This is a genomic window from Litchfieldella xinjiangensis (assembly GCF_000759345.1).
In the GTDB taxonomy this organism is placed as follows: Bacteria; Pseudomonadota; Gammaproteobacteria; order Pseudomonadales; family Halomonadaceae; genus Litchfieldella_A; species Litchfieldella_A xinjiangensis.
Map to the genome: position 1 here is coordinate 271,916 of NZ_JPZL01000003.1, position 25,753 is coordinate 297,668.

The window sequence follows — 25,753 nt, forward strand, 5'->3', positions numbered from 1 at the left end:
CGTGCCGTTGATGACCAGTCGAGGTGTCTTGCCCTGGCGATAAAATTCCCGATTCAGAACAGTGCGGCCTGCACATCGCCCGGGAACCTGGGCAGTTCCGGAAGCGCTGGGTCGTGTTGGCGCAACTGCTCATGAAGACATCGAGCCAGTTGCGGGGCGTGGCGGTTATCGGGGGTATGCACAAACAAGAAAGGGGTTTTCCCCTGTTTTATCCACAGGTTGATTCGTTCAGACCAAGGTCGAAAATAGTGCTCGTTAATAGCGTTATCCACATGGCCGATAAACCGTATTACCGGACGATCCGCTGTGGAGAGCACGTGTAACGGGCGTTTTGGCTTTTCCGACTGAGCCTTGCTGAGCCGAGAATCGCTGTTGGCCGGTGTCGAGAACAGCGGCCTCACATCCAGCATCACGCGATCGACACCATAACTTATCAACAAGCGGTTCAGCGCCATCTCCGCCGACCCCTTGTGGAAAAATTCACTGTGTCTGACTTCAACGGCACACGGGATACTCTCTGGCCAACGTTCGAGCAGTCGTTCCAGCTGAGGAAGCCCTTCACTGTCGAAATCACGCGGTAGTTGCACCATGATTGGTCCAAGCCGGTCCTGCAGCGGGGCCAAGCGTAACAGGAAGTGATCTACGTCAGCCTCGACGTCCCTGAGGCGCCGTTCGTGGGTCAACGCCGCCGGCAGCTTGAAGCAGAAGCGAAAACCAGCAGGGGCCTGACGGGCCCACGTCGCCACGGTTTCCTCTCGCGGCGCACCACTGTAGAACGTGGTATTGCCCTCTACCGCAGAGAAGAGGCTGGCATAATCGCCAAGCCGGGTTTCGGGTGTGTCGTGGGCGGGGTAGAGGCTACCCCGCCAGTCGGCATTGGCCCACATGGGCAGGCCAAGATGCAGGCGGCCGCTCACTACTCGACGGTCACCGACTTGGCCAGGTTGCGTGGCTGGTCGACGTCCGTGCCCTTGAGCACCGCGACGTGATAGGAAAGGAGCTGCAACGGCAAGGTATAGAGAATCGGCGCCAGAGCATCATCGATATGCGGCAGGCGCAGCATGTGGACCCCCTCGGCACGCTCGATGGCGACATTCTCGTCGGCGAAGACGAACAGTTCACCGCCCCGGGCACGTACTTCCTGCAGGTTCGACTTCAGCTTGTCGAGCAGCTCGTCGTTGGGGGCCACGGAAATCACCGGCATCTCACTGTCAACCAGCGCCAGCGGGCCGTGCTTGAGCTCCCCGGCCGGATAGGCCTCGGCATGAATGTAGGAGATTTCCTTGAGCTTGAGCGCGCCTTCCAGGGCAATCGGAAAATGCGACCCTCGCCCGAGAAAAAGCGCGTGATGCTTTTCGGCAAACGCCGCCGATAGGGCCTCGATTTGCGGATCGAGCCTGAGCACTTCTTTCACTCGCTCCGGCAGGCTGCGCAATCCCTCGACGATCTGTGCCTGACGCTCGGGCTCTTGTCCGCGAACCTTGGCCAGCGCCAGCGTGAACAGCATCAGGGCGGTCAGCTGCGTGGTGAAGGCCTTGGTCGACGCCACGCCGATTTCCGGGCCTGCCTGGGTCATCAAGGTCAGGTCCGACTCTCTCACCAGGGAACTGCCCGGTACGTTGCAGATAGCCAGGCTACCCAAGTAATCGCGTTCCTGGGCGAAACGTAGCGCCGCCAGGGTATCCGCCGTCTCGCCGGATTGCGACAGGGTCACGAACAACGTGCCCTCGGGCACCACGACACGCCGGTAGCGGTATTCCGAAGCCACCTCGACCTGGGTGGGAATGCCGGCATAGCGTTCCAGCCAGTAGCGCGCCACCATTCCCGCGTGGTAACTGGTCCCGCAGGCCACGATGTGGATCTGCTTGGCCCTGGAAAAGAGCGATTCGGCTTCAATGCCGAAGCTTTTGACCAAAACTCCATTGTCACCGATGCGCCCCTCGAGGGTGGCCTCGATCACCTTGGGCTGCTCATGGATCTCCTTGAGCATGAAGTGGCGGTAGTCGCCCTTGCTGGACGCGCCATCGCCGTGCTCATAGGTCTGTACCGGGCGCGATACCGCCTGACCTTGCGCATCGAATATCTCGATTCGCCCCCCCTCGGAGAGGCGAACCACATCGCCTTCCCGCAGGTAGATGAAGCGGTCGGTGACTTGTAGCAAGGCCAGCGGATCGGACGCCAGAAAGGCCTCTTCGATCCCGACCCCTACCACCAGCGGACTGCCCTTGCGCGCCCCGATGACCACCTTGGGTTCACTGGCGTGAACCACCCCCAGCGCATAGGCGCCATGCAGACGCGCCAGAACGTGTTGCAAGGACGTCAGCAGGTCTTGGGTCGATTCATACTCGCGTGCCACCAGGTGAGCGACGACCTCGGTGTCGGTCTCGGAGGCAAAGGTGTAGCCCTGCTCCGCCAGTTCCTGCTTGAGCGACTCGTAATTCTCGATGATGCCGTTGTGGACGATCGCCACGTCTTCACCCGACTGATGCGGATGCGCATTGCGTTCGGTGGGGCGGCCATGGGTCGCCCAACGCGTATGGGCGATTCCCGTGCCGCCAGCGAGGGGAACCGACTCGAGGCAATCGGCCAACGCCGCCACCTTGCCGGCCGCCCGCTGCCGGTGGAGCCGGGAACGGCCGTCAAGCACCGCCATGCCGGCTGAATCATAGCCGCGATATTCCAGTCGCTTGAGCCCTTCGAGCAGGATCTCCTGAACGTTGCGCTGGGCCACTGCCCCGACGATGCCACACATGCCGATTCTCCTTGATGTTCGCCAGACGACTTAATGTTCGCCGGACTGGTTCTTGCGCGGCCGCGGCCAATCGCGCTTGGTCACCTGCCGCCCACGGGCAACGGTCAAGGCACCCGCCTCGACGTCCTTGCTGATCGTCGAGCCGGCACCCACGGTGACCCCACGCCCCAGAACCAGCGGGGCCACGAGTGCACTGTTCGAGCCGACGAAGACCTCATCGCCGATATCGGTGAAATGCTTATGGGTGCCATCGTAATTGCAGGTGATCGTACCGGCACCGACATTCACGCTCTTGCCCAGACGGGCATCGCCGACGTAACTCAAGTGATTGATCTTACTGCCCTCGCCCACCTCGGCATTCTTGGTCTCGACAAAATTTCCGACCTTGGCCTTGGCGGCCAACCGAGTTCCAGGGCGCAACCGGGCGAACGGACCGATATGGGTGAGCCCTTCGGTTTCCACCCCATCGAGCACGCTGTGCGATTCGATCACGCTACCGGCGCCGATATGGCTGTTGCGAATCACGCAGTAGGGCCCGACGTGCACGCCCTCCCCCAATTCGACCTCACCTTCGAAGACACAGCCGACATCGATCGATACATCCTGACCGCACACCAGTCGCCCCCTGACATCGAGGCGCGAAGGATCGGCCAGGGCGACGCCGGCTTCCAACAACGCTTCGGCGACCCCCGCTTGGTAGGCTCGCTCGAGGCGGGCCAGCTGGCTACGATTGTTGACCCCCTCGACCTCGAGCGGACTCGAGGGCTGGGCCGTGGCAACGGACACGCCTTCGGCCGCGGCCATGGCCACCACATCGGTCAGGTAGTACTCGCCCTGGGCATTGTCGGCCGAGAGCTGCGGCAGCCAGCGTTGCAGCTGTGCGCGGGTCATGGCCATGATTCCGGTATTGCACTCGGTGATGGCCCGCTGCTGCTCACTGGCATCCTTGTGTTCGACGATCGCGACCACCTCATTCTGCGCGTCGCGTACGATACGCCCGTAACCGGTAGGGTCCTCGAGCGTCACGGTGAGAAGGCCCATACGTCGCTCATCGACCTGGCTCAACAAGCCTTGCAAGGTCTCGTGGCGTATCAGCGGCACATCGCCGTAAAGCACCAGCACCTTGTCCTGGTCGAGATCGTCGGCGACCTGGGCCACGGCGTGGCCGGTTCCGCGCTGCTCATGCTGGACGGCAAAGTTGAGCGCACTATTACCAAGGGCCAGGCGCACCTGATCGCCACCGTGGCCGATGACCACATGCAAGCGATGGGCATCGAGTTGTAGCGCGGTATCGATGACATGCCGCAGCATCGGTTTGCCGGCCAGGGGATGCAATACCTTGGGGGTATTCGAGCGCATTCGCTTGCCTTGTCCTGCGGCAAGGATCACCACGTCGAGCGTCATCATGACTCCTTGTTTCGATCGGCATTCGTGTCGTCGGACGTTTCACTGGGCAGCGCAACATGCATATCGCTGAGCGCCTCGGCACCAAAGTACTCGACAAAGGCCGGACTCACTTCGCTGACCCAACCGTCACCCTCGCGCACCAGCGTCATTACGCGAAGCGACTGTTCGCGGGCCTTGGCCATCGCCTGCTCGGGTCCCAGCACCAGCAAGGCCGTGGCCCAGGCATCGGCCCAGGCATTGGATGGATGCAGGACGGAAACCGACGCGAGCGGATGACGGATGGGGTAGCCGTTTCTCGGGTCGATGGTATGTGAATAACGCTCACCGTCCTGCTCAAAGTAGTTCCGATAATCGCCGGAGGTCGCCACTGTCATGTCATGCAGTGGCAACACGTGACGTGCCACCTGTCGGCTTCCATCCGGCACCTCGACACCTACCCGCCACGGGGACTGTTGACCGTCACGATACCCCGACACAGCCAGTTCGCCACCGATATTTACCAGATAATGGGAAAAACCATGATCGTCGAGGAGCGCCATCAGCCGGTCGGTGGCGTACCCCTTGGCGACGGCGGAAAGGTCGATGAAGACGTCGCTCATGCGCCGGGCTCGGCTGCGCTCGACATCGAGTTCCACCTTATCCAGCCCGATCTCACCCAGCCGGGCCTCGATCTCGTCGGGCTCGGGCACCTCACGCGGTCTCGCCTCGGGACCGAAACTCCACAGGTTCACGACCCCACCGATAGTAATATCGAAAGCCCCGCCACTTTGACGGGCCACGGCCTCGCTGATCGCCAGCACCTCGGTCAATTCCGCCGAAAGTGTCTTCCATTGCCCCACCGGGGTGCGGTTGAGGGCCATCAACTCGGCATCGTCACGGTAGGTGGACATGGCCGCATCCACGTCTTCGAGCGTATCTCGAATCCCGGCTTCGAGAAGGTCCAGATCGCTCTGTCGCAACGACTCCGCGAGGCTGACCTGATAGAACGTGCCGAATATCTCGCCTTCGAGGCGTATCGGCGTGTCGAGTTCGGGGTCCGTCTCGGCACACCCGGCCAGCCAGAGTCCGATCACTACCAGGCATAGAGGAAGCAGACGATGAAACTGCATGATCGACACCGATCCCTTACCAGAAGAACCATAACAGCCACACCCCGAATACCACCCGGTAAACGGCGAAGGGTTGCATGCCGATGCGCTTGATGAAGGCCAGGAAGTAATGGATGCAGAGGAAGGCGCTAATGCCTGAAAGTATCGTCCCGCCAAGCATGGCCACCCAATCGACGGGGCGCGGCTCGGTAAGCAGAGTGATCGTTTCCAGCCCTCCCGCCAGAACGATCACGGGGATCGACATCAAAAACGAGAAACGTGCCGCGCCTTCGCGGTTCATGCCCAGCAGCAGTGCAGCCGTCATGGTGATGCCCGAACGCGAGGTGCCGGGAATCAGGGCCAACGCCTGGGCCAGGCCAATCAACACGGCATCCTTGAGAGTGAGCTGGTATTCGTTGCGGCTGCCCCGGCCCCGCCAGTCGGCATAACTCAGCACCACCCCGAACACGATGAGGCCCAGCGCCAGGACCAGAGGTGAGCGCAGGCTGACCTCGATGGCATCATGGAAGATCAAGGCGGCCAGCCCTACGGGAATCGTGGCTACGATGACCCACCAGGCCAGGCGGGCATCCTGGTCGGTACCGCCCCCCCTGACCGAAACCAGCCAGCGATCGAGCATGCGCCATAGCTCGCGTCGGAAATATACCACGACCGCCAGCAACGTGCCCACATGCAGAGACACATCGAAGGCGAGTCCCTGATCGGGCCACGAAGTGAGTTCAGGAACCAGAATGAGGTGAGCGGAGCTGGAAATGGGCAGGAATTCGGTGATGCCCTGCACCAGGGAGAGAACGACGACCTGAAGCCAATCCATGGAAATCCCATCTGCAAACGTAAAGGTCAGCGGCAGGCCTCGCGTCGCGCCCGCCGCAGCTGAGCATACACATCTTTGGTCGTACTGTCGTTCGTGAGGCAAGAACTCCAGCGACCGGCGCCTAGGCTCATAATCCGCTGAGTATGGCCGTGGCAATGCTGAAATAAATCAGGACCCCCGAGGCATCGATCAGCGTGGTCACCAAGGGCGCCGAGGCGGTCGCTGGATCCCAACCGAAACGATCGAGCACGAACGGCAAGCACATACCCAACAAGCTTCCGAACAGGACAATGGTGACCATGCTCAGCGCCACGACCATGGCCACGGCTTCGCCGCCTCGCACGATGCCTATCGGGGCCACGGCGAGCGCCATGGTTACGCCGAGCGAACCCGCTACCAGGAGCTCGCGGCCCAGCATCTTGCCCCAGTCGCGCACCCCCACGTCGCCGGTGGCCATGCCCCGCACCATGAGCGTCGCCGCCTGTGCACCGGCGTTGCCACCACTGCCAATCAGTAACGGAAGAAAGAACACCAGCGCCACCTCGGCGGCGATGATTTCCTCGAAGGCAGCAATGCCGGCACCGGAGAATAAATTGCCGAACACCAGTAACACCAGCCAGATGACACGCTTACGGTAAAGGCTCCATAACGGTACGCGACTGACCCGGTTTTCCAACTGACCGATCGACATCCCCTTGTGGATATCTTCGGTGGCTTCGGATTCTGCCACATCCATGGCATCGTCATGGGTCACGATGCCTACCAGTCGCTGCTCGGCATCGATCACCGGTACCGCCAACAGATCGTAACGGGCCACGAGGCGCGCCACATCCTCCTGGGGCGCATCGACACGTGCATTGATGACATCCTTGATCATCAGCTCATCGAGCTGCGCCCCAGGGCGGGCCACCATCAATTGTCGCAGCGACAGCGTGCCGGCCAGGCGACCTTCGCTATCGACGATGTATATCTGGTACACCGTCTCGGCATCGGGAGCCGTCTGGCGGACCCGCATCATGGCCTGGGATACCGACATGCCGCTAGGAATCGCCACGTAGTCAGTGGTCATCACCGCACCGGCCGTGCCTTCCTCATAACTGGCCAGCCGCTTCAGTTCCTCGCGCTCGCGATGGGCCATCCGACGCAGCAGCGACTCGCGGCGATCCTCGCCGAGCAGATTGAACAGATCGGCACGCTCGTCACCGCTCATCTCCTCGAGCACCGCCAGCAGCGCTTCATCGGACATGACCTCGGCCAGGTCTGCTTGAAGCTCCGTGGAGAGATAGCCGAACACATTGGCACGACGCTCGATCGACAGACGCTTCAATAGGCCCAGGACCGCTTCTGTATCGTCCTCTTCCTCGGCGAGATCATCGAGAATCTCGCCAATATCCGCTGCTCGCAACTCAGGCAGCAGGGATTCAAGCGTTTGTGAATCATTTGCCTCGAGCAGCGCCAGCAGCCTGGCTTTCAGGTCACTCAAGGCTTCATTCAGGGCCATAGGCAGGCTCCACACCCATCCGTCCGAGCCAGGCCCAAGACGATGCCGTTGATAACAGGCCATTGCGTACGCGGGGCCTGGAGGCGAGACCGTTCCATCTTACCAGAGAAACAAAAACGCCCCTTGAACGCAGTGTTCGAGGGGCGTGGGTCATACCGAGACGCGTGATCAGCCCTTGCCGGCCTTCTTGCGCAATTGCTGGATGGTACGCAACTGAGCGACGGCTTCGGCCAACTCGGCCGCAGCACGGGTATAGTCGATCTCGGAGGACTTCTCGTTGAAGGCCTTGAGCGCCTGCTGACGTGCCTCTTCGGCAGCCGCCTCGTCCAGATCGGCTGCACGCGAAGCCGTGTCGGCAAGCACCGAAACCACATCGGGCTGGACTTCGAGGAAGCCACCGGTCACGTAGTAGTGCTCTTCTTCACCGCCATCATGGATGACGCGTACCGGACCCGGCTGAAGCTCGGTGAGCAGCGGGGCGTGGCCCGGGAGTATCCCAAGCTCACCCATGATTCCGGACGCGATCACCTGCTCCACTTCGCCCGAGAAGATCGACGCCTCGGCGCTGACGATCTCGCACTTGAAGCTTTTCGCCATAGTGTTGTCCCCTTGGTGGACGACCTCACTTACATGTTGTTGGCTTTCTCGACCGCTTCGTCGATGGTGCCGACCATGTAGAAGGCCTGCTCCGGCAGCTCGTCATAGTCGCCGTTGAGAATGCCCTGGAAACCGCGAATGGTTTCCTTGAGCGACACGTACTTGCCGGGAGCGCCGGTGAATACCTCGGCGACGAAGAACGGCTGGGACAGGAAGCGCTGGATCTTACGCGCCCGGGCGACCGACTGCTTGTCCTCGTCGGACAGCTCGTCCATGCCCAGAATCGCGATGATATCCTTGAGCTCCTTGTAGCGCTGCAGCACGTTCTGTACACCACGCGCGGTGTTGTAGTGCTCTTCGCCCACGACCAACGGATCGAGCTGGCGCGAGGTGGAATCGAGCGGGTCGATGGCCGGGTAGATACCCAACTCGGCGATCGAGCGTGCCAGAACCACAGTGGCATCGAGGTGCGCGAAAGTCGTTGCCGGTGACGGGTCGGTCAAGTCGTCCGCTGGCACGTAGACCGCCTGCACGGACGTGATGGAACCGGTCTTGGTGGACGTGATCCGCTCCTGCAGAACACCCATTTCCTCGGCCAACGTGGGCTGGTAACCCACCGCCGACGGCATACGACCCAGCAGGGCTGAAACTTCGGTACCGGCCAGGGTGTAACGATAGATGTTGTCGACGAACAACAGTACGTCACGCCCTTCGTCACGGAATTTCTCGGCAATGGTCAGGCCGGTCAGCGCGACACGCAGACGGTTCCCGGGGGGCTCGTTCATCTGCCCGTAGACCAGCGATACCTTGTCGAGAACGTTGGACTCCTGCATTTCATAGTAGAAGTCGTTACCTTCCCGGGTACGCTCGCCGACACCGGTGAACACCGAGTAACCGCTGTGCTCGGTGGCGATGTTACGGATGAGCTCCATCATGTTGACGGTCTTGCCCACCCCGGCGCCACCGAACAGGCCGACCTTACCGCCCTTGGCGAACGGGCAGACCAGGTCGATGACCTTGATGCCGGTTTCCAGCAACTCGTTGGACGCCGCCTGGTCCGCATAGGACGGTGCCTTGCGGTGAATCGGCATACGCTCCTGTTCACCGATCTCGCCAGCATCATCGATCGGCTCACCGAGCACGTTCATGATGCGACCCAGCGTTTCCTTGCCGACCGGCACGGAAATCGCGGCACCGGTGTTTTCGGTCTCCATGCCACGCTTGAGGCCTTCGGTAGAGCCCATGGCGATGGCACGAACCACACCGTCACCCAGCTGCTGCTGGACTTCCAGAATGGTCTCGGGGCCCGAGACCTTCAGCGCGTCGTAGACCTTGGGAACGTCGTCCCGCGGAAACTCTACGTCAATCACCGCGCCGATGATTTGTACGATACGTCCGCTCATCTTGGTTCCTCTTAGATACCTGAAATGAAACCTGTTTTGCCTGAAGACTCCATCGTTGCCGACGTCGTGGACAGCGATTCCCGGGGTCTTCTTGCGGCGCTATACGGCAGAGGCGCCACCGACGATCTCGGAGATTTCCTGGGTAATGGCGGCCTGACGGGCCTTGTTGTAAACCAGTTCCAGGTCATCGATCAGATTGCCGGCGTTGTCGGTGGCACTCTTCATGGCGATCATTCGCGCCGCTTGCTCGCAAGCGACGTTCTCGACCACCGCCTGGTAGACCTGCGATTCGATGAAACGCACCAGCAGGTTATCCAGCAGCGCCTTGGCATCCGGCTCATACAGGTAGTCCCAGCTTCCGGGACGGCTGTTGTCCTCATCGTCCTGCGTGTCGCTACCCATATCGGGAGACAACGGCAGGATCTGACGCACGACCGGCTTCTGGGTCATGGTGTTGACGAACTCGTTGTACACCACGAACAGACGGTCGATGCGACCCTCGTCGTACGCCTCGAGCATGATCTTGATGCTACCGATCAGATCCCGCAGTTCCGGCGCTTCGCCCATGCCGCTGGAAGCGGCCACAAGCTCACCGCCATACTTGCGGAAGAACGCGCTGGCCTTGGAGCCGAGCGCACAGAACTGAAGTTCCGCGCCCTCGTCCCGCCAGGCCTTGGCGTCACGCAATACGGCCTTGAACAGGTTGACGTTCAAGCCACCGGCCAGACCACGATCGCTCGACACCACGATGTAACCGACGCGATTGACCTCACGTTCGATCATGTACGCGTGGCGATACTCCGGGTTGGCATCGGCAATATGGCCGACGACGTTACGGATCTGACGGGCATACGGCTGGCTCGCCTTCATGCGATCCTGAGCCTTACGCATTTTCGATGCCGCGACCATTTCCATGGCGCTTGTGATCTTCTGCGTATTCTTGATGCTCGCGATCTGGGTGCGTATTTCTTTTGCAGCTGCCATAGCGATCTACCCTCTCGTTCGGGGCCCTCAGGAGCGTTGACAGCCCGCCCGGTCGTTACGGGCGGGCCACGGCATTACCAGCTCTGAGTGGCCTTGAACTTCTCGAGACCCTCTTTCAAGCCTTGCTGGATCTCGTCGTTGTAGTCGCCGGTCTCGTTGATCTTGTCGAGCAACTCGCCATGTTCGGCTTTCATGTAGCCGTGCAGGGCACGCTCGAAATCCAACACCTTGCTGACTTCTACATCGTCGAGGAAGCCCTTGTCGGCCGCATACAGCGACAGCGCCATCTCGGCCACGGAAAGCGGCGAGTACTGATTCTGCTTCATCAGTTCGGTGACGCGCTGCCCGTGTTCCAGCTGCTTGCGAGTCGCCTCGTCAAGATCGGAGGCAAACTGAGAAAACGCCGCCAGTTCGCGATACTGGGCCAGCGCCAGACGCACGCTACCACCCAGCTTCTTGATGATCTTGGTCTGTGCGGAACCACCGACACGCGAAACCGAAAGACCGGCGTTGATGGCCGGACGTACACCCGAGTTGAACAGGTTGGTTTCGAGGAAGATCTGGCCGTCGGTGATCGAGATCACGTTGGTGGGAACGAACGCGGAAACGTCGCCACCCTGGGTCTCGATGATCGGAAGCGCCGTCAGCGAACCGGTCTTGCCGGTGACTTCGCCGTTGGTGAACTTCTCGACGTAGTCGGCATTGACGCGCGCTGCGCGCTCAAGCAGACGCGAGTGGAGATAGAAGACGTCACCGGGGTAGGCTTCACGGCCCGGCGGGCGGCGCAGCAACAGCGATACCTGACGATAGGCCACGGCCTGCTTGGACAGATCGTCATAGACGATCAGCGCGTCTTCACCACGATCACGGAAGTACTCGCCCATGGTGCAGCCTGAATAGGCCGCCAGGAACTGCATCGGGGCTGGGTCGGCAGCGCCGGCCGCCACCACGATGGTGTGTTCCATGGCACCGTGATCCTCGAGCTTGCGCACGATGCTGGCAATGGTCGACTGCTTCTGGCCGATAGCCACGTAGACACAGGTGACGCCCTTGCCTTTCTGGTTGATGATGGCATCAACGGCAATGGCCGACTTACCTACCTGGCGGTCACCGATGATCAGCTCACGCTGGCCGCGACCGATCGGCACCATCGCGTCGATGGACTTGAGGCCGGTCTGGATCGGCTGGTCGACCGACTGGCGGGTGATGACGCCCGGGGCGACCTTTTCCACCGCATCGGTCAGTTGGGTGTTGAGATCACCCTTGCCATCGATGGGGTTACCCAGTGCATCGACCACGCGGCCGATCAGCTCAGGGCCCACCGGGACTTCGAGGATGCGGCCGGTGCACTGGGCCGTCATGCCCTCTTCGAGTTGCAGGTAGTCACCCAGGACCACCACGCCAACCCCGTCGCGCTCGAGGTTGAGCACCATGCCGAAGATGTTGCCGGGAAATTCGATCATTTCACCGAACATCGCGTCTGCCAGGCCATGAATTCTCACGATGCCGTCGGAAACGCTGACGATGGTGCCCTGATTGCGGGCTTCGGATGCGACATCAAGCTTTTCGATACGCTGCTTGATGATGTCGCTGATCTCGGAAGGATTCAGTTGCTGCATGCCATGTCCCTCAGACTCAGGCGGTTAGCGACTCGCGCAGGCGATTGAGTCGTCCGCGTACCGAACCGTCGATGACGGTATCGCCGGCACGCAGGACCACTCCGCCCAGGAGCGTCGGATCAACCTGAGTGGTAATGGAGATTTCACGATTGAGGCGCTTCTCGAGTGCCTTGCCCAGCGTGTCCTGCTGCTTGTCATCCAGGTCATAGGCCGAGACGATGACCACATCCATACGCCGATCATGCTCGGCACGGAATGTCTCGAACTGTTCCGAAATGGCAGCAAGCGCCGGAAGACGCCCCTTCTCACCCAAGTGATCGATGAAGCGACGAGCAGCATCGTTCAGCTCGACGTCAGCCACCTCGATCAACATATCCACCTTGCGGGGGGTATCGAGCTTGGGGTTGTTAATGACCTTTTGCATCTCGCGCACGGAAGCGACCTGGCCAAGCCGATTGAGTTGCTCGGACCAGGTCTGGAGTTCCTCGTGATCGCGGGCGTACTCGAACGCTGCCTTGGCGTAAGGACGCGCGACAGTTGACGTTTCCGCCATGGATCACCTCCTCACAGTTCGGCGGCGAGCTTATCGAGCATCTCGCGGTGAGCCTTTTCGTCGATGGACGACTCCAGGACACGCTCTGCGCCGATAACGGCCAACGTGGCCACCTGGGCACGAAGCTCTTCCTTGGCGCGATTGAGTTCCTGATCGATCTCGGCACGCGCACTGCTGATCATGCGCTCACCCTCGGTACGGGCCTGCTCGCGCGCTTCCTCGATCATCTGATTGGCACGTTTCTGGGCCTGTTCAAGAATCTCGGAGGATTGCTGCTTGCTGTCCTTCAACGTTTGCTCGGCTTGCTCCTGGGCAAGCTCGAGGTCACGAGACGCACGGCTGGCGGCGTCAAGACCATCTGCGATCCGCTTCTGGCGCTCATGCAGCGCCTGAGTGATCGGTGGCCACACGTACTTTATGCAAAACCAGACAAAGATCGCGAAGGCGATCGCTTGTCCGATTAGCGTCATATTGATATTCACGAGACTGTACCTCTGATGAATTCGTGGCGACCGGCAATACACATACCGAGCGCCAGGCGCTCGGTGCGTGTCACGTTAACCGGCAACGACGAAGATCAGGTACATCGCGATACCGACACCGATCATCGGCACGGCGTCGAGCAGGCCGGCCATGATGAAGGTCTTGGTCTGCAGCTGGTCGCCCAGCTCCGGCTGGCGAGCGGTGGATTCGAGCAACTTGCCGCCCAGGATGGCGAAGCCGATACCGGTAGCCAGAGCGCCGAAGCCAATGATGATGGAGGCTGCAATGTAGACCATTTCCATGATGTTACTCCTGGTATTTTAAGTTGAGGTTCAACGGGTTAGGGGTTAAGGGCTTACAAACATTGCTCGGTTCAATGGTGCTCGTGCGCAGCACTCAGATAGACGATGGTCAACACCGTGAATATGAATGCCTGCAGCGTGACCACCAGGATATGGAAGATGGCCCAGGGTACGTCGAGCACCCAGATTGCCCAGAACGGCAGCAGCGAGATGAGGATGAAGATGACTTCACCCGCAAACATGTTGCCGAAAAGACGCAGCCCGAGACTGAGCGGTTTGACCAGCAGGCCGATAATCTCAAGCAGAAGGTTGAACGGGGCCAGCAGCCAGGTATTGAAAGGTGTCAGGGAGAGTTCCTTGGCGAAACCACCGGCACCTTTGACCTTGAAGCTGTAGTAGATGATCAGTGCGAACACGCTGAGCGACATGCCCATGGTGGCATTGGGGTCGGTCGTCGGCACGATCTTCATGTAATCGACCCCAAGCTTGGCGAACAGCGCCGGGAAGAAGTCGACCGGTAACACCTTGAGGCTGTTCATGAGCAATATCCACACGAACAGCGTCATCGCCAACGGCGCAATGATGGCATTCTTGCCATTGAAGGCAGCACGGGTGAGATCCTCGATGAACTCGACGACCCACTCGACCACGTTCTGCCAACCGCTGGGCACCCCGGTGGTGGCTGCCTTTCCTACCTTGCGAAAGAGGGCGAGAAACAGCACGCCCATGGCAATCGACCACCCCATGGTATCGAGGTGAAGAGCCCAGAATCCCATCTCACGCGCTTCTTCAGTGGAGTGTGCGATGGACCAGCCGTTTTCCGGATGGAGACCGAACGTCAGATTCTGCAAGTGGTGCTGGATATACTCTGTCGGCGTCGGGTTGTTGACAGCCATGCGTATTCCTCATGTTCGGGGGTCGGTCATCCACGTACCAACCAGGGCGTCAGCCAGTGCGTGAAAAGAACCGCCACGTAAGCGCCAAAGAAAAAAGCCAGGTTTGAGGGGGGCGCTAAGGTAAATACCACGGCAAACAGTGCCACCGTCAAACCGAACTTTCCCGCTTCCGCTTGATAAAAGCGCATCATTCGTTGACGGGATCGGCTGCCCCGTCGGACCGTCTGGCTGCACCAGACGAAATAGGCATTGGGGATCAGGCTGACCAATCCGCCTGCCATGCCGGATAACAGACCGGACGATCCGGCCATCACTGCACCTAACAGTGAAAGGATGACCGTGGTCACCGCTTGTGCGAGTACAACCCGCCAATAGTTGGGCCGCCTGCGCGCGCCGCCAGCTTGTCGATACACCGTCGGCACAGCATGACCTCCAGGCAAACACGGCGGATTATAGGTGACCCCCCTAGCACCTTCAACCAAAGCGACACCGAATTTGCGCGATATCACGCCAGCTTACGACAAAAGGGCAATAAAAGTTGGCAAACTACTTAGTACGCTAATTATCTGTTTTAACGTATGTGGGTCAGGATGCCATCGAGTTCATCAAGGCTGGTATACCGTATGGTCAAGCGTCCCTTGCCGCTGCGACCGTGTTGGATCTTGACCGGGGCGCCCAGCAGTTCGCCCAACTGATTTTCCAGCCGACCGATATCCGCCGAGGGGCTTTCACGGGAGGGTTTGGCCGGCTCGCCCTTGGCCAGACGCTTCACCAAGGCCTCGGTATCGCGCACGGTCAGGTCCTTGTTGATGACCTCATGGGCTGCCTGACGCTGCTTGGCCCCCGAAAGAGCCAACAGGGCACGCGCATGGCCCATGTCCAGGTCGCCTCGTTCGAGCAGGGTCTGGACTTCGGGATCGAGCGCTAGCAGACGCAACAGGTTGGCCACCTGGGCGCGTGACTTGCCCACGGCGTCGGCCACTTGCTGCTGGGTCAACGAGAATTCCTCGAGCAGGCGCTTGTGAGCCATCGCCTCTTCGACCGGGTTGAGATTCTCACGCTGGATATTTTCGATCAGTGCCAGTGCCAGTGCTACCTGGTCGCTGACTTCACGAATGACCGCGGGGATCACCTCGATCTCGGCGAGTTGTGCGGCGCGCCAACGACGTTCGCCGGCGATGATCTCATAGCGGTGCTCGCCGATCGGGCGCACCACGATAGGCTGCATCACCCCCTGGGCACGGATCGAGTCGGCGAGCTCCTCGAGCGCCTCGGGCTGGATATCGCGGCGTGGCTGGTACTTGCCACGCGACAACTGGCTCAGGGGAAGGCGTTCGAGCCGTTCCTCCGCGGCGGGTGTGGTTTCGGGAGCCAGGTCGATGCCGCCTTCCAGGCTTGGCTCGCCCGAGTCCGTGCCTTCCAGCGTCTCGCGGCGACGGGCACCGGCACCGATCAGGGCATCCAGGCCGCGGCCCAGGGCGCGTTTACGTGTCATCGGCACTTCCTCGCAAGGTTCCACAACGCTACAACGACAGTCGACGAATCAATTCCTTGGCCAGCACCCGGTGGGCCTGGCTGCCACGCGAGAAGCGTGCGTATTTGGTCACTGGCAGACCGTGGCTCGGCGCTTCCGCGACGCGGACGTTACGCGGTATGGTCGCCTTGAGCAGGGTATCCCCGAAGTAATCCCGCAATTGCTTGCTGACGTCTCGGGTCAGGCTGTTGCGTGAATCGAACATCGTACGCACGATGCCGAACACCTCGAGACCGGGGTTGACGCTATCCTTGATCTGCTCGACGGTGTCGAGCAGCGCCGACAGCCCCTCCAGTGCGTAGAATTCGCATTGCAGCGGGATGAGTACACCGTCCGCCGCCGTCAGGGCATTGACGGTCAACATGTTGAGCGAAGGCGGGCAATCGATGAGGACGATGTCGTATTCGACAGCTACGCTGCGTATGGCCTCGAGCAGACAACGCTCTCGGCCTTCCTCTCGATCGAGCAGGTCGACTTCAGCGGCCGTCAGGTCACCATTGCCCGGCAACAGGGCATAGCCGGCCTCGGGGCAATCGAGGATGACTTCGGCGGCACGCTTTTCCCCCATCAGGACATCAAGCGCGCTACCGTCCAATGCATGCTTGTCGATCCCGCTGCCCATGGTGGCATGCCCCTGTGGATCGAGATCGATCAGCAGGACGCGCCGATCCAACGCCGCCAGGCTGGCGGCAAGATTGACGGCCGTGGTGGTCTTGCCCACGCCACCCTTCTGGTTGGTCAAGGCGATGATCTTGGTCACGAGCGGCTTCCTTCCTGAATCGGCCCCGGTTGCCGGCAGCCTAAGGGATTCTGATCATGGCGTCACGCGGCGGCCCAGGGTCAACAAATGGCGCTGACCGGCCTCCCCGGGGATCTGCAAGGCCCGACTGTCGATCAATTCGACGTCATGGGGCAAGTCCTGCACTTCGTCATGCGGATAACGCCCCTTCATGGCTAGCCACTCGCCACCGCGCGCCAGCAGTGATGCCGATTGCGTAACGAAATCCCCCAAGCTGGCAAAGGCACGGGAAATCACCTGATCGAAGGGGTGATCCTCATGCGCCTCGACTCGTGCCTGCACCGGAGTGACACGACTCAACCCCAGTTCCATCATGGCCTGACGTTGAAAACGGACCTTCTTGCCATTGCTGTCGAGCAGAGTCACCTCAAGGTCGGGATTCAGGATCGACAGAACCAGACCCGGAAGGCCGGGGCCGGCACCGACGTCAAGCAACCTAGGGCCTCGCACCCAGGGCAACACGGCCGCACTGTCGAGCAGGTGCTTGACCACCATTTCATCGAGCGAGCGTACCGCGGTGAGGTTATAAGCCCGGTTCCACTTGTGCAACAGGCTCAGGAGCTTGAACAGCGTCTGTTGTTGTTCGGACGTGGGGCGAAGGCCCAGTTGCTCCAGCCCCTGTTCCAGCTTGCTGCACACCGACTCGGGAAGGTCGTGTCCTGCCGTCATACATTCACCGCCCGGTTCTCTTCCAGCAGGCGCCGCTTCTTCAGATGAATCAACAGGATCGAGACCGCCGCCGGGGTCACCCCCGAGATGCGTCCAGCCTGGGCCAGCGTCTCGGGACGGGCCGTCTTGAGCTTCTGGCGGATCTCATGGGACAGCCCGTCCACACGGTCATAGTCGAGCGAGTCGGGAAGCCGGGTCGATTCGTGGCGCTTGAGCTTGTCGATCTCATCCTGCTGACGGTCGATATAGCCCTGATACTTGGCCTGGATCTGCACCTGCTCGGCGACGTCGGGGTCAGACACGGGCTCACCCACGAGCGAGGCCACATCATCATAGCCGAGCTCGGGACGCTTGAGCAGGTCGATCAGGTTGTATTCGCGCGGCAGCGGCTTGCCGGTCAGGGCTTCCACACGCTGGGCCGCCGTGCTGCCGGGCTGTACCCAACTAGCCTTGAGACGTGCCTGTTCACTCTCGATAGCCTCGCGTTTGGTCGCAAACGCCGCCCAGCGAGTCTCATCGACCAGGCCCAGCTCGCGGCCGATCTCGGTCAGGCGCAAGTCAGCGTTGTCTTCGCGCAGCACCAGGCGGTACTCGGCGCGCGAGGTGAACATGCGATACGGCTCCTGAGTGCCCATGCTGATCAGGTCATCGACCAGTACGCCAAGATAGGCCTCGTCACGGCGTGGTGACCAGCTTTCCAGTCCCTTGGCACGGCGCGCGGCGTTGAGCCCGGCAAGCAGGCCTTGGGCGCCAGCCTCCTCGTAGCCTGTGGTGCCGTTGATCTGTCCGGCGAAGAACAGGTTGTGGATGAATTTCGTTTCCAGCGAGTGCCGTAGATCCCGGGGATCGAAGAAATCGTATTCGATGGCATAACCCGGGCGCGTGATATGGGCCTTCTCGAGCCCCTTGATGGAACGCACCACCTGCAACTGGACATCGAAGGGCAGCGACGTCGAGATGCCGTTGGGGTAAAGCTCGTGGGTCTCGAGGCCTTCGGGCTCGATGAAGACCTGATGGCTGGCCTTGTCGGCGAAACGATGAACCTTGTCCTCGATGGAGGGGCAGTAGCGTGGCCCTACCCCCTCGATCACCCCCGAATACATCGGGGATCGGTCCAGGTTGGCGAAAATGATTTCGTGGGTTCGCTCGTTGGTATGCGCGATATGGCAGCTCACCTGCGGTGGGTGCTGCTCGCGAGAGCCAAGATACGACATCACCGGTGTCGGCGTATCCCCGGGCTGCTCCTCGAGCTGGCCGAAATCGATGCTCCGGGCGTCCAGACGCGGAGGCGTACCGGTCTTCAGGCGTGCCACGTTGAATGGCAGGGCACGTAGACGCTCAGCCAGCGCATTGGAAGGGGGATCGCCGGCACGACCACCGCGGCTCTGATCCAGCCCAATGTGGATCACCCCACCCAGGAAGGTGCCGGTGCACAGCACGACCGCGTCGGCGAGGAAGCGGATTCCAGTTTCGGTGACGACTCCCCGGACGGTGTCAGCGTCGACGATCAAATCGCCTGCAGCCTGCTGAAAGATCGTCAGGTTGGCCTGGTTCTCCAGCATGCCGCGTATGGCGGCCTTGTAACGAACGCGATCGGCCTGGGCTCGCGTGGCCCTGACCGCGGGTCCCTTTCGAGCGTTGAGCACGCGAAATTGAATACCGCCGAGATCGGTGGCCCGCGCCATGGCGCCTCCAAGCGCATCGATCTCCTTGACCAGATGGCTTTTGCCGATGCCGCCAATGGCGGGATTGCAGGACATCTGACCCAGCGTCTCGATGTTGTGAGTGAGCAGCAGGGTCTGACAGCCCATGCGGGCAGAGGCCAGGGCGGCTTCGGTTCCGGCATGGCCTCCGCCGATGACGATGACGTCAAAGCGGTCCGGGTAATCCAAATGGCACCTCGAATGGCACCGTCGTGGCGCCTTGTAGAGCAATGGGTGAAAACAGCCGCCCAGTATAAACCTCCTGTGGGTAACCGTCAGGGGTTTTCCACACCTCGAAGGCCAGCGGGATACCTCCACTGCCTATCAATCAATATCAAATAAATAAAAAGAAAGAAGTTCTGTTGTGGTTGTAACTACTGGTGTGGACACTTTTAGTGGATAACCCAATAAAACCAAGCAATAACATGACCTTGTAATGTTGACCAAGGGTTGGACAAGGGACGTGTGACTTGCGTACAGGTTGTCGCGAGCTTGTGGATGGATTCTCGAGTTGCCCACAAGCCACGTCAACCACCGCTTATGCACTGCTGCATACCTGGCTTGTTACCGCGGCTGTGCACACACGACCGAGCTTCTCTGAAAGACCCGAGGTATCAGGTCTGGCTGCCGATTGACGTGCCTTTGACCGGTTGAGTTATCCACACCCAAAAAAAAAGGCCTGTCGCAAACGGACAGGCCTTTTTTTGACATCTTCGCACGTGAATATCAGTGCTTGAGTACCCGAGAAAGGAAGCTCTGGGTGCGCTCATGCTGGGGATTATCGAAAACGACCCCGGGAGGGCCTTGTTCGACGATCTGACCGCCATGGATGTAAATCACACGATCGGCAACCTCACGGGCGAAACCCATTTCGTGGGTGACGATCATCATGGTCATGCCGTCACGGGCAAGTTCCCGCATGGCATCGAGTACCTCACCGATCATTTCGGGATCCAGCGCGGAGGTCGGTTCGTCGAACAGCATCAGCCTCGGTTCCATGGTCAGTGCGCGCGCCAGGGCGACACGCTGTTGCTGGCCCCCGGAGAGCTGGGTAGGGGACTTGTCAGCCTGGTCGGCAATACCCACACGCTCAAGCAGACGTCGTGCGTTGGCGACCGCTTGTTGCCGGGGCGTACCGCGTACCTTGATCGGGGCCAGGGTCACATTGTCGAGAACCGAGAGATGGGGAAACAGATTGAACTGCTGAAAGACCATGCCAACTTCGGTGCGTATGGTCTGTAGTGCCTTGGCGCTCTTGCCGTTGGGCAGCAGTTCGTTGCCGTCGACCTCGATATGGCCATACTGGAATTCCTCGAGGCCATTGACGCAGCGGATCAGGGTCGATTTTCCCGACCCGCTGGCGCCGATGATTACGACCACCTCGCCGGGGGCAATCTCGAGGTCGATATCCTTGAGAACGTGAAGGTCGCCAAAATGCTTGTTTACCTTGTCCATGCGCACGATAGGCGTTTCGGACGTAGGTGTCTGGGATGAACTCATGGCTAGGCTTCCTTATTGACCGACCAGACCCTTGCGCTCGAGCAGGCGCAGGATGAGGGAGAGGCTCCAGGTGATCGCCAGATAGAGCAGGGCAACCATCAGGTAGACCTCGAGGGCGGTAAAGGTCGTCGCGATATAGACCTGACCCTGGCGTACCAGCTCGCCGACACCGATGACCGAGAACAGCGAGGTATCCTTGATGCTGATGATCGCCTGGTTGCCCAACGGGGGAATCATGCGTCGCAATGCCTGGGGCCAGATGATGTAGCGGAAGGCCTGGGTGCGTGACAGTCCCAGCGACAGGCCGGCCTCACGCTGGCCGCGCTCGATGGATTGCACGCCACCACGCACAATTTCCGAGATGTACGCGCCCGAGTTGACGGCAATGGCAGCTATCCCTGCCACCAGGGCGTTAATGGGGCTACCCAATAGCTGAGGCAGGCCGTAGAAGATGAAAAGCACCTGAACCAGGACCGGTGTACCGCGAAAGATCTCGATATAGGCGATGGCGGGTATGCGCAACCAGGCAAGCGGACTGATCCGCATGAGGCCGAACAGGATGCCGATCAAGAAGCCGATTGCCAGTCCCCCGAAGGAGATCAGCAGCGTATAGGGAATACCGGGAAGCAGGTGAGGCAGGGAAGCCAGGGCGGCCGCCCAGTTGAAGTCGAATGTTACGTCCACGTGGGGTCTCTCCCGCAGCGGCACGTCCAGAGATCGCGCCGCATGCGATTCGGTAGGTTACAAACAGATGGGGCCGGATCCTGCGATCCGACCCCGAAATGCCAGTCCGTGCTTATTTGCCGCCGGACGCGTTACCGAACCACTTGCTGTGGATCTCGTCGTAGGTACCGTCTTCACGCATGCTGGCCAAGGCTTCGTTGGCGGGCTGCAGCCACTCGCTGCCCTTGTGGAACACGATGCCATACTGCTGGCCTTCGTAGAGCGGGCCGACGACCTTGGTGCGGCCTTCTCCACGAGTTTGCGAGAAGTATCCGACATTGGGCGCATCGTAGAACACGGCATCGACACTACCGCCGAGCAGGGCCATGTACATGTCGCTGGAACCAGGGTAGGGCGTCACGTCGGCATCCTCGCCGAACTGCTCGCGCAGATAATCATGACTGGTCGAACCGATCTTGGTAGCGACGCTCATGCCTTCCAGATCCTCGATGGTTTCGACACTGTCGTTATCGGCACGTACCAGGATCTGCAGGCCGCTATCGTAATAGGGATCGGAGAAGTCGACGATCTCGGCTCGCTCGTCGGTAATGGTGATCCCGGCAATGGCGATCTCCTGGTTACCGGTCTGCACCGCCGGAATGATGCCGTTGAAATCCATGGTTTCGAGATCGACCTGGAAACCGGCGCGATCGGCGATCTCATGGATGATATCCATGTCGAAACCGACCATCTCGCCGCTCTCCTGATCCAACATTTCGAACGGCACGAAGCTCGGATCGGTCACGACATTGACAGAGGGTTCATTGGCCAGTGTCTGGCTGGAAACCCCCAGGCCCAAGGCCAGTGAGGCCAGCCAGGGCAAGGCACGACGGTGAGAAGAGGTAAGCGTGAGTGTCATTGGGTTCCCCATTTAGAAGATTTGTTTGTCGAACACGCCTTTTACCATGGCGAGTTCTGGGGAAAGCGTCAAGTTGGGCGGGGAATGGCCTGAAAAACGTGGAAAAACGCAGCAACAGGGGTGACTTTCTCGACTCACACCATGAAGGAGGCGCCGCACCCACAGGTCGAGGTGGCGTTGGGATTCTTGATCACGAAGCGGGCACCGGCCAGACCTTCCTCGAAATCGACGGTCGAGCCGACCAGATATTGATAGGAGAGGGGATCGACGATCATGGCCACATCGTCAAACTCGATCAGGGTATCGTCGTCACTGGAGGTATCGGCGAAATCGAAACCGTATTGGAAACCCGAGCACCCCCCGCCGGTAACGTAGACTCGCAACTTGAGCGCTTCATTGCCCTCTTCGGCGATCAGTCGGCGCAGGCGTCCCTGGGCATGGTCGGTCAGCATCATTGGCTTGGGCACATAGCTGGCCGGTTCGAAGGATTCAGCATCGCTCATGACGTGCTCCCGGTTAGTGAATCTAGAGGCATTATCCGCAATCCCCAGCAAAAGGGTCAACTTTTGCCGGGAATCGCCGGGGTGCGGGTCAAGGCATCAGGGCTGGCGCCTGCAATCCGGCCATTTCATCGAAACCGAACATCAGGTTGAGATTCTGGATAGCCTGACCCGAGGCACCCTTGACCAGGTTGTCGATCACCGCCAGCACCACCACGGTATCGCCGTTATCGGGACGATGCACGGCAAGACGGCAAATATCGGTTCCCCTGACGCTGCGCGTTTCCGGATGGCTACCGGCAGGCATGACATCCACGGCGGGCTCGGTGGCGAAGCGTTTTTCGAACAGGGCCTGCAGGTCGCCCGGATCGCGGGTCAGACGCCCGTAGAGGGTGGCATGGATGCCACGAATCATCGGCGTCAGGTGTGGCACGAAGGTCAGGCCGACCTGCTTGCCGGCAGCCAGTTCGAGGCCTTGGCGTATTTCCGGCAGGTGGCGGTGGCCGCTGGCGCCGTAGGCTTTCATCGATTCGCTGGCCTCGGCCAACAGCGATGGCACCTTGGCGCCACGTCCGGCCCCGGTGACGCCCGACTTGCAATCGGCAATGACGTGTTCGACGTCGATCAGTTGCTGTTCCAGCAGCGGTAACAGGCCGAGCTGTACGGCCGTGGGGTAACAGCCCGGGACGGCAATCAGGCGTGCCTGGCGGATCGCTTCACGATTGACCTCGGGCAAGCCGTATACGGCGTCTTCCAGAAGATCGACGGCGCCGTGGGGCTGGCCATACCAGCGCGCCCATTCATCGGCATCCTTGATCCGGAAATCGGCGGAAAGATCGATCACCCGGGTACCGCCGGCGAGTAGTTCGCCGGCCAGGGCATGGGCCACCCCGTGCGGCGTCGCGAAGAACACGGCATCACACCGGCTGAGGCGGGCGGGATCGGGTTCGCTGAAGGCGAGTTCAGGATAGTGACCGCGCAGATTGGGGTAGAGCTCATCCACTCGAAGCCCGGCTTCGGAGCGCGACGTTATGGCGTCGACGCTCACCTCGGGGTGGCCGGCCAGCAACCTGAGCAATTCGACCCCGGTGTACCCGGTGCCGCCGACGATACCTACCTTGATCACGATGCTCTCCTTTTCAAAGACCTTGCGCGAGGCCGGTGAGACGGAACTGTTCCGATATGATACACCTTAACCCCATGAGTCATCTTCATCCGCGGACGTGTGTCCCGGTCGGACATACGTCAGCCGCCACAGCGAGGACGCGGTTTCGTGCCACGATTGCATCTCCCCGATTTCAGCCTGGAGCGGTTTCGTCGACAGTTGGCTAATGTCGATGCCCTGCCACAGCTGTGCGTGCTCGGGGTGATCTCGGGAATCGCTACCGGTGGCTTGATGGTGGGCTTTCGCCTGCTCCTGGACCTGGGCGCGCTGATCGCGATGGATGGCGATCACGAGGCGTTCGAGGCTCTATCCCCCTGGGGGCGGGCGCTGCTGCCGCTGGTTGCGGTGAGTGTAATCGGCGTGTGGCTGTGGCGACAGCCGGCAGCGGGGCGCAAGCTGGGCGTCGCCCACGTGATCGAGCGCCTGACCTACCATCAGGGACGCTTTCCGCTGCGGAATTGGCTTAACCAATGGGTTATCGGGGTTTTAACGGTACTCGGCGGGTTATCGGCAGGACGCGAGGGGCCGGCGATCCATCTCGGCGCCGCCGCATCGAGCGGGCTTGGCATGCAGTTGCGCCTGCCTCACAACAGCCTGCGTGTGCTGGTGGCCTGTGGAACGGCGGCGGCCATTTCGGCGTCGTTCAACACCCCGATCGCAGGCGTGATTTTCGCCATGGAAGTGGTGATGATGGAGTACACCATCGCGGGCTTCATGCCGGTGATTCTGGCCTCGACCATGGGGGCGCTGGTAGCGCAGATGATGTATGGCTCCGAGCCGGCCTTCCAGGTTCCCAGCGTGACCCTCGAGTCGATGTACAACCTGCCCTGGATAATTATCACTGCGCTGGGGATCGGTCTGTTGGCAGGACTCTTCATCCGCGTGGCGAAAAGTGGCGAGGCGCTTTCGGCCTTGCCGATATGGCTTCGTCTGGCGATGGTGGGTGTGACCACCGGTGGCGTGGCCTTCTGGTATCCCGAGGTCCAGGGCATCGGCTATGACAGCCTGGGGGCGGCACTCAGCGGGGAACTGACGGTAGACGTGCTGGTGGCGCTGGTGGTGGCCAAGCTGCTTTTGACGGCGTTTACGGTGGCGTGCGGCATTCCCATAGGTATCATCGGCCCTGTCCTGGTCGTCGGTGCCGCCTCGGGGGCCTTGAGCGGGATGCTGGGAGGCTGGATCTGGCCCAATGCGTCTGCCGATGCAGGATTGTTCGCCATGCTGGGCATGGCCGCCATGATGGGGGCGGTGCTGCAAGCCCCCCTGGCTGCCTTGATGGCCCTGCTGGAGCTCACGCACAACCCCAACATCATTCTCCCCGGCATGCTGGCGGTAGTGATCGCTGTCCTGACGGCACGGCAGGCTTGCCGTTGCGACGGGTTTTTCATCACCCTGACACGCAATGGCCTGCATCCCTTGCAGCAGCCGCTTCGCCAGGCGCTGTCGCGTGTCTCGGTACCTGCGGTCATGGAGCGTAACCTGGTCCGGACACCCCGCATGGTGAGTCGCGACGAGGCGCGTTCCCTGCTCGAGAACAAACCCACCTGGGTCGTGATCGTGCGTTCCACCGAGGACAAGCCTACCCTGGCTCTCAAGGCGGTGGATCTGGCGCGCGTCCTGCTGGAAGAAGACAGGGAGAGCGAAGGCGCCGTCGACGCCGTCGACAATGAGACACTCCTCGACCTGCTCGAGGTGCCCGGCCAGCGCCTGGAAATGGCACCCATCCATCAACAGGCCACTCTGTCCGAGGCCTTCGAACGGCTCAATGACCAGTCACTCGACGCCCTATTCGTGGAAAATACTTCGACGCCGATGATGCGGCGCATTTCCGGTATCATCACGCGTGATGCCATCGAGAACTACTACCGCTACAAGCCTTGA

At 60.7% G+C, this 25,753-nt stretch carries 25 protein-coding genes; 1 reads left to right on the top strand and 24 read right to left on the bottom strand.

The window, feature by feature from the left end; all coding sequences use genetic code 11:
* Positions 1-53: 53 nt before the first annotated feature.
* The 24 genes from JH15_RS13515 to argC form a co-directional block, all read right to left on the bottom strand.
* On the bottom strand, positions 54-887 hold the full coding sequence (locus JH15_RS13515; protein WP_422730565.1) for a DUF72 domain-containing protein: 834 nt from the start codon (positions 885-887) through the stop codon (positions 54-56).
* A gap of 29 nt (positions 888-916) precedes the next feature.
* Positions 917-2,752 (bottom strand): glutamine--fructose-6-phosphate transaminase (isomerizing), encoded by a 1,836-nt coding sequence (gene glmS, locus JH15_RS13520; protein ID WP_043531212.1) that lies wholly within the window; start codon positions 2,750-2,752, stop codon positions 917-919.
* Positions 2,753-2,782: 30 nt separating this feature from the next.
* Entirely contained in the window at positions 2,783-4,156 is a 1,374-nt protein-coding gene (gene glmU / locus JH15_RS13525) for a bifunctional UDP-N-acetylglucosamine diphosphorylase/glucosamine-1-phosphate N-acetyltransferase GlmU (protein WP_043531214.1), read from the bottom strand.
* Positions 4,156-5,268 (bottom strand): FAD:protein FMN transferase, encoded by a 1,113-nt coding sequence (locus JH15_RS13530; RefSeq protein ID WP_052384122.1) that lies wholly within the window; start codon positions 5,266-5,268, stop codon positions 4,156-4,158. The genes glmU and JH15_RS13530 overlap by 1 nt, the downstream gene beginning before the upstream one ends.
* Before the next feature lie 16 nt (positions 5,269-5,284).
* Positions 5,285-6,082 (bottom strand): undecaprenyl-diphosphate phosphatase, encoded by a 798-nt coding sequence (locus JH15_RS13535; RefSeq protein ID WP_043531216.1) that lies wholly within the window; start codon positions 6,080-6,082, stop codon positions 5,285-5,287.
* A gap of 127 nt (positions 6,083-6,209) precedes the next feature.
* Complete coding sequence (gene mgtE / locus JH15_RS13540) at positions 6,210-7,583, bottom strand: magnesium transporter (protein WP_043531219.1); 1,374 nt, start codon at positions 7,581-7,583, stop codon at positions 6,210-6,212.
* Between the two features lie 168 nt (positions 7,584-7,751).
* Positions 7,752-8,180, bottom strand: a complete 429-nt coding sequence (locus JH15_RS13545) for a F0F1 ATP synthase subunit epsilon (protein WP_043531221.1) — start codon at positions 8,178-8,180, stop codon at positions 7,752-7,754.
* A gap of 29 nt (positions 8,181-8,209) precedes the next feature.
* On the bottom strand, positions 8,210-9,583 hold the full coding sequence (atpD, locus tag JH15_RS13550; protein ID WP_043531223.1) for a F0F1 ATP synthase subunit beta: 1,374 nt from the start codon (positions 9,581-9,583) through the stop codon (positions 8,210-8,212).
* A gap of 99 nt (positions 9,584-9,682) precedes the next feature.
* On the bottom strand, positions 9,683-10,567 hold the full coding sequence (atpG, locus tag JH15_RS13555; protein ID WP_043531225.1) for a F0F1 ATP synthase subunit gamma: 885 nt from the start codon (positions 10,565-10,567) through the stop codon (positions 9,683-9,685).
* A 74-nt stretch (positions 10,568-10,641) separates the two neighbouring features.
* Positions 10,642-12,186: a F0F1 ATP synthase subunit alpha gene (gene atpA, locus JH15_RS13560; RefSeq protein ID WP_043531228.1), complete on the bottom strand. Its 1,545-nt coding sequence runs from the start codon at positions 12,184-12,186 to the stop codon at positions 10,642-10,644.
* 16 nt (positions 12,187-12,202) lie between these two features.
* Positions 12,203-12,739 carry a F0F1 ATP synthase subunit delta gene (locus JH15_RS13565; protein WP_043531230.1) on the bottom strand — a complete coding sequence of 179 codons (537 nt, stop codon included), beginning with the start codon at positions 12,737-12,739 and terminating at the stop codon, positions 12,203-12,205.
* An 11-nt stretch (positions 12,740-12,750) separates the two neighbouring features.
* Entirely contained in the window at positions 12,751-13,221 is a 471-nt protein-coding gene (locus JH15_RS13570; protein WP_043531232.1) for a F0F1 ATP synthase subunit B, read from the bottom strand.
* Positions 13,222-13,296: 75 nt separating this feature from the next.
* Positions 13,297-13,524, bottom strand: coding sequence for a F0F1 ATP synthase subunit C (atpE, locus tag JH15_RS13575; protein ID WP_043531234.1), 228 nt, complete (start codon positions 13,522-13,524; stop codon positions 13,297-13,299).
* A gap of 71 nt (positions 13,525-13,595) precedes the next feature.
* Positions 13,596-14,420 carry a F0F1 ATP synthase subunit A gene (gene atpB / locus JH15_RS13580; protein WP_043531236.1) on the bottom strand — a complete coding sequence of 275 codons (825 nt, stop codon included), beginning with the start codon at positions 14,418-14,420 and terminating at the stop codon, positions 13,596-13,598.
* Between the two features lie 26 nt (positions 14,421-14,446).
* On the bottom strand, positions 14,447-14,842 hold the full coding sequence (locus tag JH15_RS13585) for an ATP synthase subunit I (protein WP_231566443.1): 396 nt from the start codon (positions 14,840-14,842) through the stop codon (positions 14,447-14,449).
* A 149-nt stretch (positions 14,843-14,991) separates the two neighbouring features.
* Complete coding sequence (locus tag JH15_RS13590; RefSeq protein ID WP_043531238.1) at positions 14,992-15,915, bottom strand: ParB/RepB/Spo0J family partition protein; 924 nt, start codon at positions 15,913-15,915, stop codon at positions 14,992-14,994.
* Between the two features lie 28 nt (positions 15,916-15,943).
* The gene (locus tag JH15_RS13595; protein WP_043531240.1) at positions 15,944-16,714 is read right to left on the bottom strand and encodes a ParA family protein; all 771 of its coding nucleotides are present in this window, start codon (positions 16,712-16,714) and stop codon (positions 15,944-15,946) included.
* Positions 16,715-16,768: 54 nt separating this feature from the next.
* A complete protein-coding gene (gene rsmG / locus JH15_RS13600) occupies positions 16,769-17,422 on the bottom strand; it encodes a 16S rRNA (guanine(527)-N(7))-methyltransferase RsmG (protein ID WP_043531242.1) in 654 nt (217 codons plus the stop codon).
* Positions 17,419-19,314, bottom strand: a complete 1,896-nt coding sequence (gene mnmG / locus JH15_RS13605; RefSeq protein ID WP_043531244.1) for a tRNA uridine-5-carboxymethylaminomethyl(34) synthesis enzyme MnmG — start codon at positions 19,312-19,314, stop codon at positions 17,419-17,421. The genes rsmG and mnmG overlap by 4 nt, the downstream gene beginning before the upstream one ends.
* A gap of 537 nt (positions 19,315-19,851) precedes the next feature.
* Positions 19,852-20,625, bottom strand: coding sequence for an amino acid ABC transporter ATP-binding protein (locus JH15_RS13610; RefSeq protein WP_043531246.1), 774 nt, complete (start codon positions 20,623-20,625; stop codon positions 19,852-19,854).
* 12 nt (positions 20,626-20,637) lie between these two features.
* A complete protein-coding gene (locus tag JH15_RS13615; protein ID WP_043531248.1) occupies positions 20,638-21,309 on the bottom strand; it encodes an amino acid ABC transporter permease in 672 nt (223 codons plus the stop codon).
* A gap of 112 nt (positions 21,310-21,421) precedes the next feature.
* Positions 21,422-22,207: a transporter substrate-binding domain-containing protein gene (locus JH15_RS13620; RefSeq protein ID WP_043531250.1), complete on the bottom strand. Its 786-nt coding sequence runs from the start codon at positions 22,205-22,207 to the stop codon at positions 21,422-21,424.
* Between the two features lie 134 nt (positions 22,208-22,341).
* The gene (gene erpA, locus JH15_RS13625) at positions 22,342-22,710 is read right to left on the bottom strand and encodes an iron-sulfur cluster insertion protein ErpA (protein ID WP_043531253.1); all 369 of its coding nucleotides are present in this window, start codon (positions 22,708-22,710) and stop codon (positions 22,342-22,344) included.
* A gap of 88 nt (positions 22,711-22,798) precedes the next feature.
* Complete coding sequence (gene argC / locus JH15_RS13630; RefSeq protein WP_043531255.1) at positions 22,799-23,833, bottom strand: N-acetyl-gamma-glutamyl-phosphate reductase; 1,035 nt, start codon at positions 23,831-23,833, stop codon at positions 22,799-22,801.
* A 147-nt stretch (positions 23,834-23,980) separates the two neighbouring features.
* On the opposite strand from argC, the gene JH15_RS13635 reads away from it, so the two are divergent.
* Entirely contained in the window at positions 23,981-25,753 is a 1,773-nt protein-coding gene (locus JH15_RS13635; RefSeq protein WP_043531256.1) for a chloride channel protein, read from the top strand.

Bases quoted from the DNA above. Each gene is read 5' to 3' on its own strand.
- JH15_RS13590 (WP_043531238.1), bottom strand. From the start codon at position 15,915: ATGACACGTAAACGCGCCCTGGGCCGCGGCCTGGATGCCCTGATCGGT.
- JH15_RS13535 (WP_043531216.1), bottom strand. From the start codon at position 6,082: ATGGATTGGCTTCAGGTCGTCGTTCTCTCCCTGGTGCAGGGCATCACC.
- atpA (WP_043531228.1), bottom strand. From the start codon at position 12,186: ATGCAGCAACTGAATCCTTCCGAGATCAGCGACATCATCAAGCAGCGT.
- atpG (WP_043531225.1), bottom strand. From the start codon at position 10,567: ATGGCAGCTGCAAAAGAAATACGCACCCAGATCGCGAGCATCAAGAAT.
- JH15_RS13515 (WP_422730565.1), bottom strand. From the start codon at position 887: ATGTGGGCCAATGCCGACTGGCGGGGTAGCCTCTACCCCGCCCACGAC.
- JH15_RS13565 (WP_043531230.1), bottom strand. From the start codon at position 12,739: ATGGCGGAAACGTCAACTGTCGCGCGTCCTTACGCCAAGGCAGCGTTC.
- JH15_RS13530 (WP_052384122.1), bottom strand. From the start codon at position 5,268: ATGCAGTTTCATCGTCTGCTTCCTCTATGCCTGGTAGTGATCGGACTC.
- atpB (WP_043531236.1), bottom strand. From the start codon at position 14,420: ATGGCTGTCAACAACCCGACGCCGACAGAGTATATCCAGCACCACTTG.
- rsmG (WP_043531242.1), bottom strand. From the start codon at position 17,422: ATGACGGCAGGACACGACCTTCCCGAGTCGGTGTGCAGCAAGCTGGAA.
- erpA (WP_043531253.1), bottom strand. From the start codon at position 22,710: ATGAGCGATGCTGAATCCTTCGAACCGGCCAGCTATGTGCCCAAGCCA.
- JH15_RS13610 (WP_043531246.1), bottom strand. From the start codon at position 20,625: ATGAGTTCATCCCAGACACCTACGTCCGAAACGCCTATCGTGCGCATG.
- atpD (WP_043531223.1), bottom strand. From the start codon at position 9,583: ATGAGCGGACGTATCGTACAAATCATCGGCGCGGTGATTGACGTAGAG.
- glmS (WP_043531212.1), bottom strand. From the start codon at position 2,752: ATGTGTGGCATCGTCGGGGCAGTGGCCCAGCGCAACGTTCAGGAGATC.
- JH15_RS13545 (WP_043531221.1), bottom strand. From the start codon at position 8,180: ATGGCGAAAAGCTTCAAGTGCGAGATCGTCAGCGCCGAGGCGTCGATC.
- mgtE (WP_043531219.1), bottom strand. From the start codon at position 7,583: ATGGCCCTGAATGAAGCCTTGAGTGACCTGAAAGCCAGGCTGCTGGCG.
- glmU (WP_043531214.1), bottom strand. From the start codon at position 4,156: ATGACGCTCGACGTGGTGATCCTTGCCGCAGGACAAGGCAAGCGAATG.
- atpE (WP_043531234.1), bottom strand. From the start codon at position 13,524: ATGGAAATGGTCTACATTGCAGCCTCCATCATCATTGGCTTCGGCGCT.
- JH15_RS13620 (WP_043531250.1), bottom strand. From the start codon at position 22,207: ATGACACTCACGCTTACCTCTTCTCACCGTCGTGCCTTGCCCTGGCTG.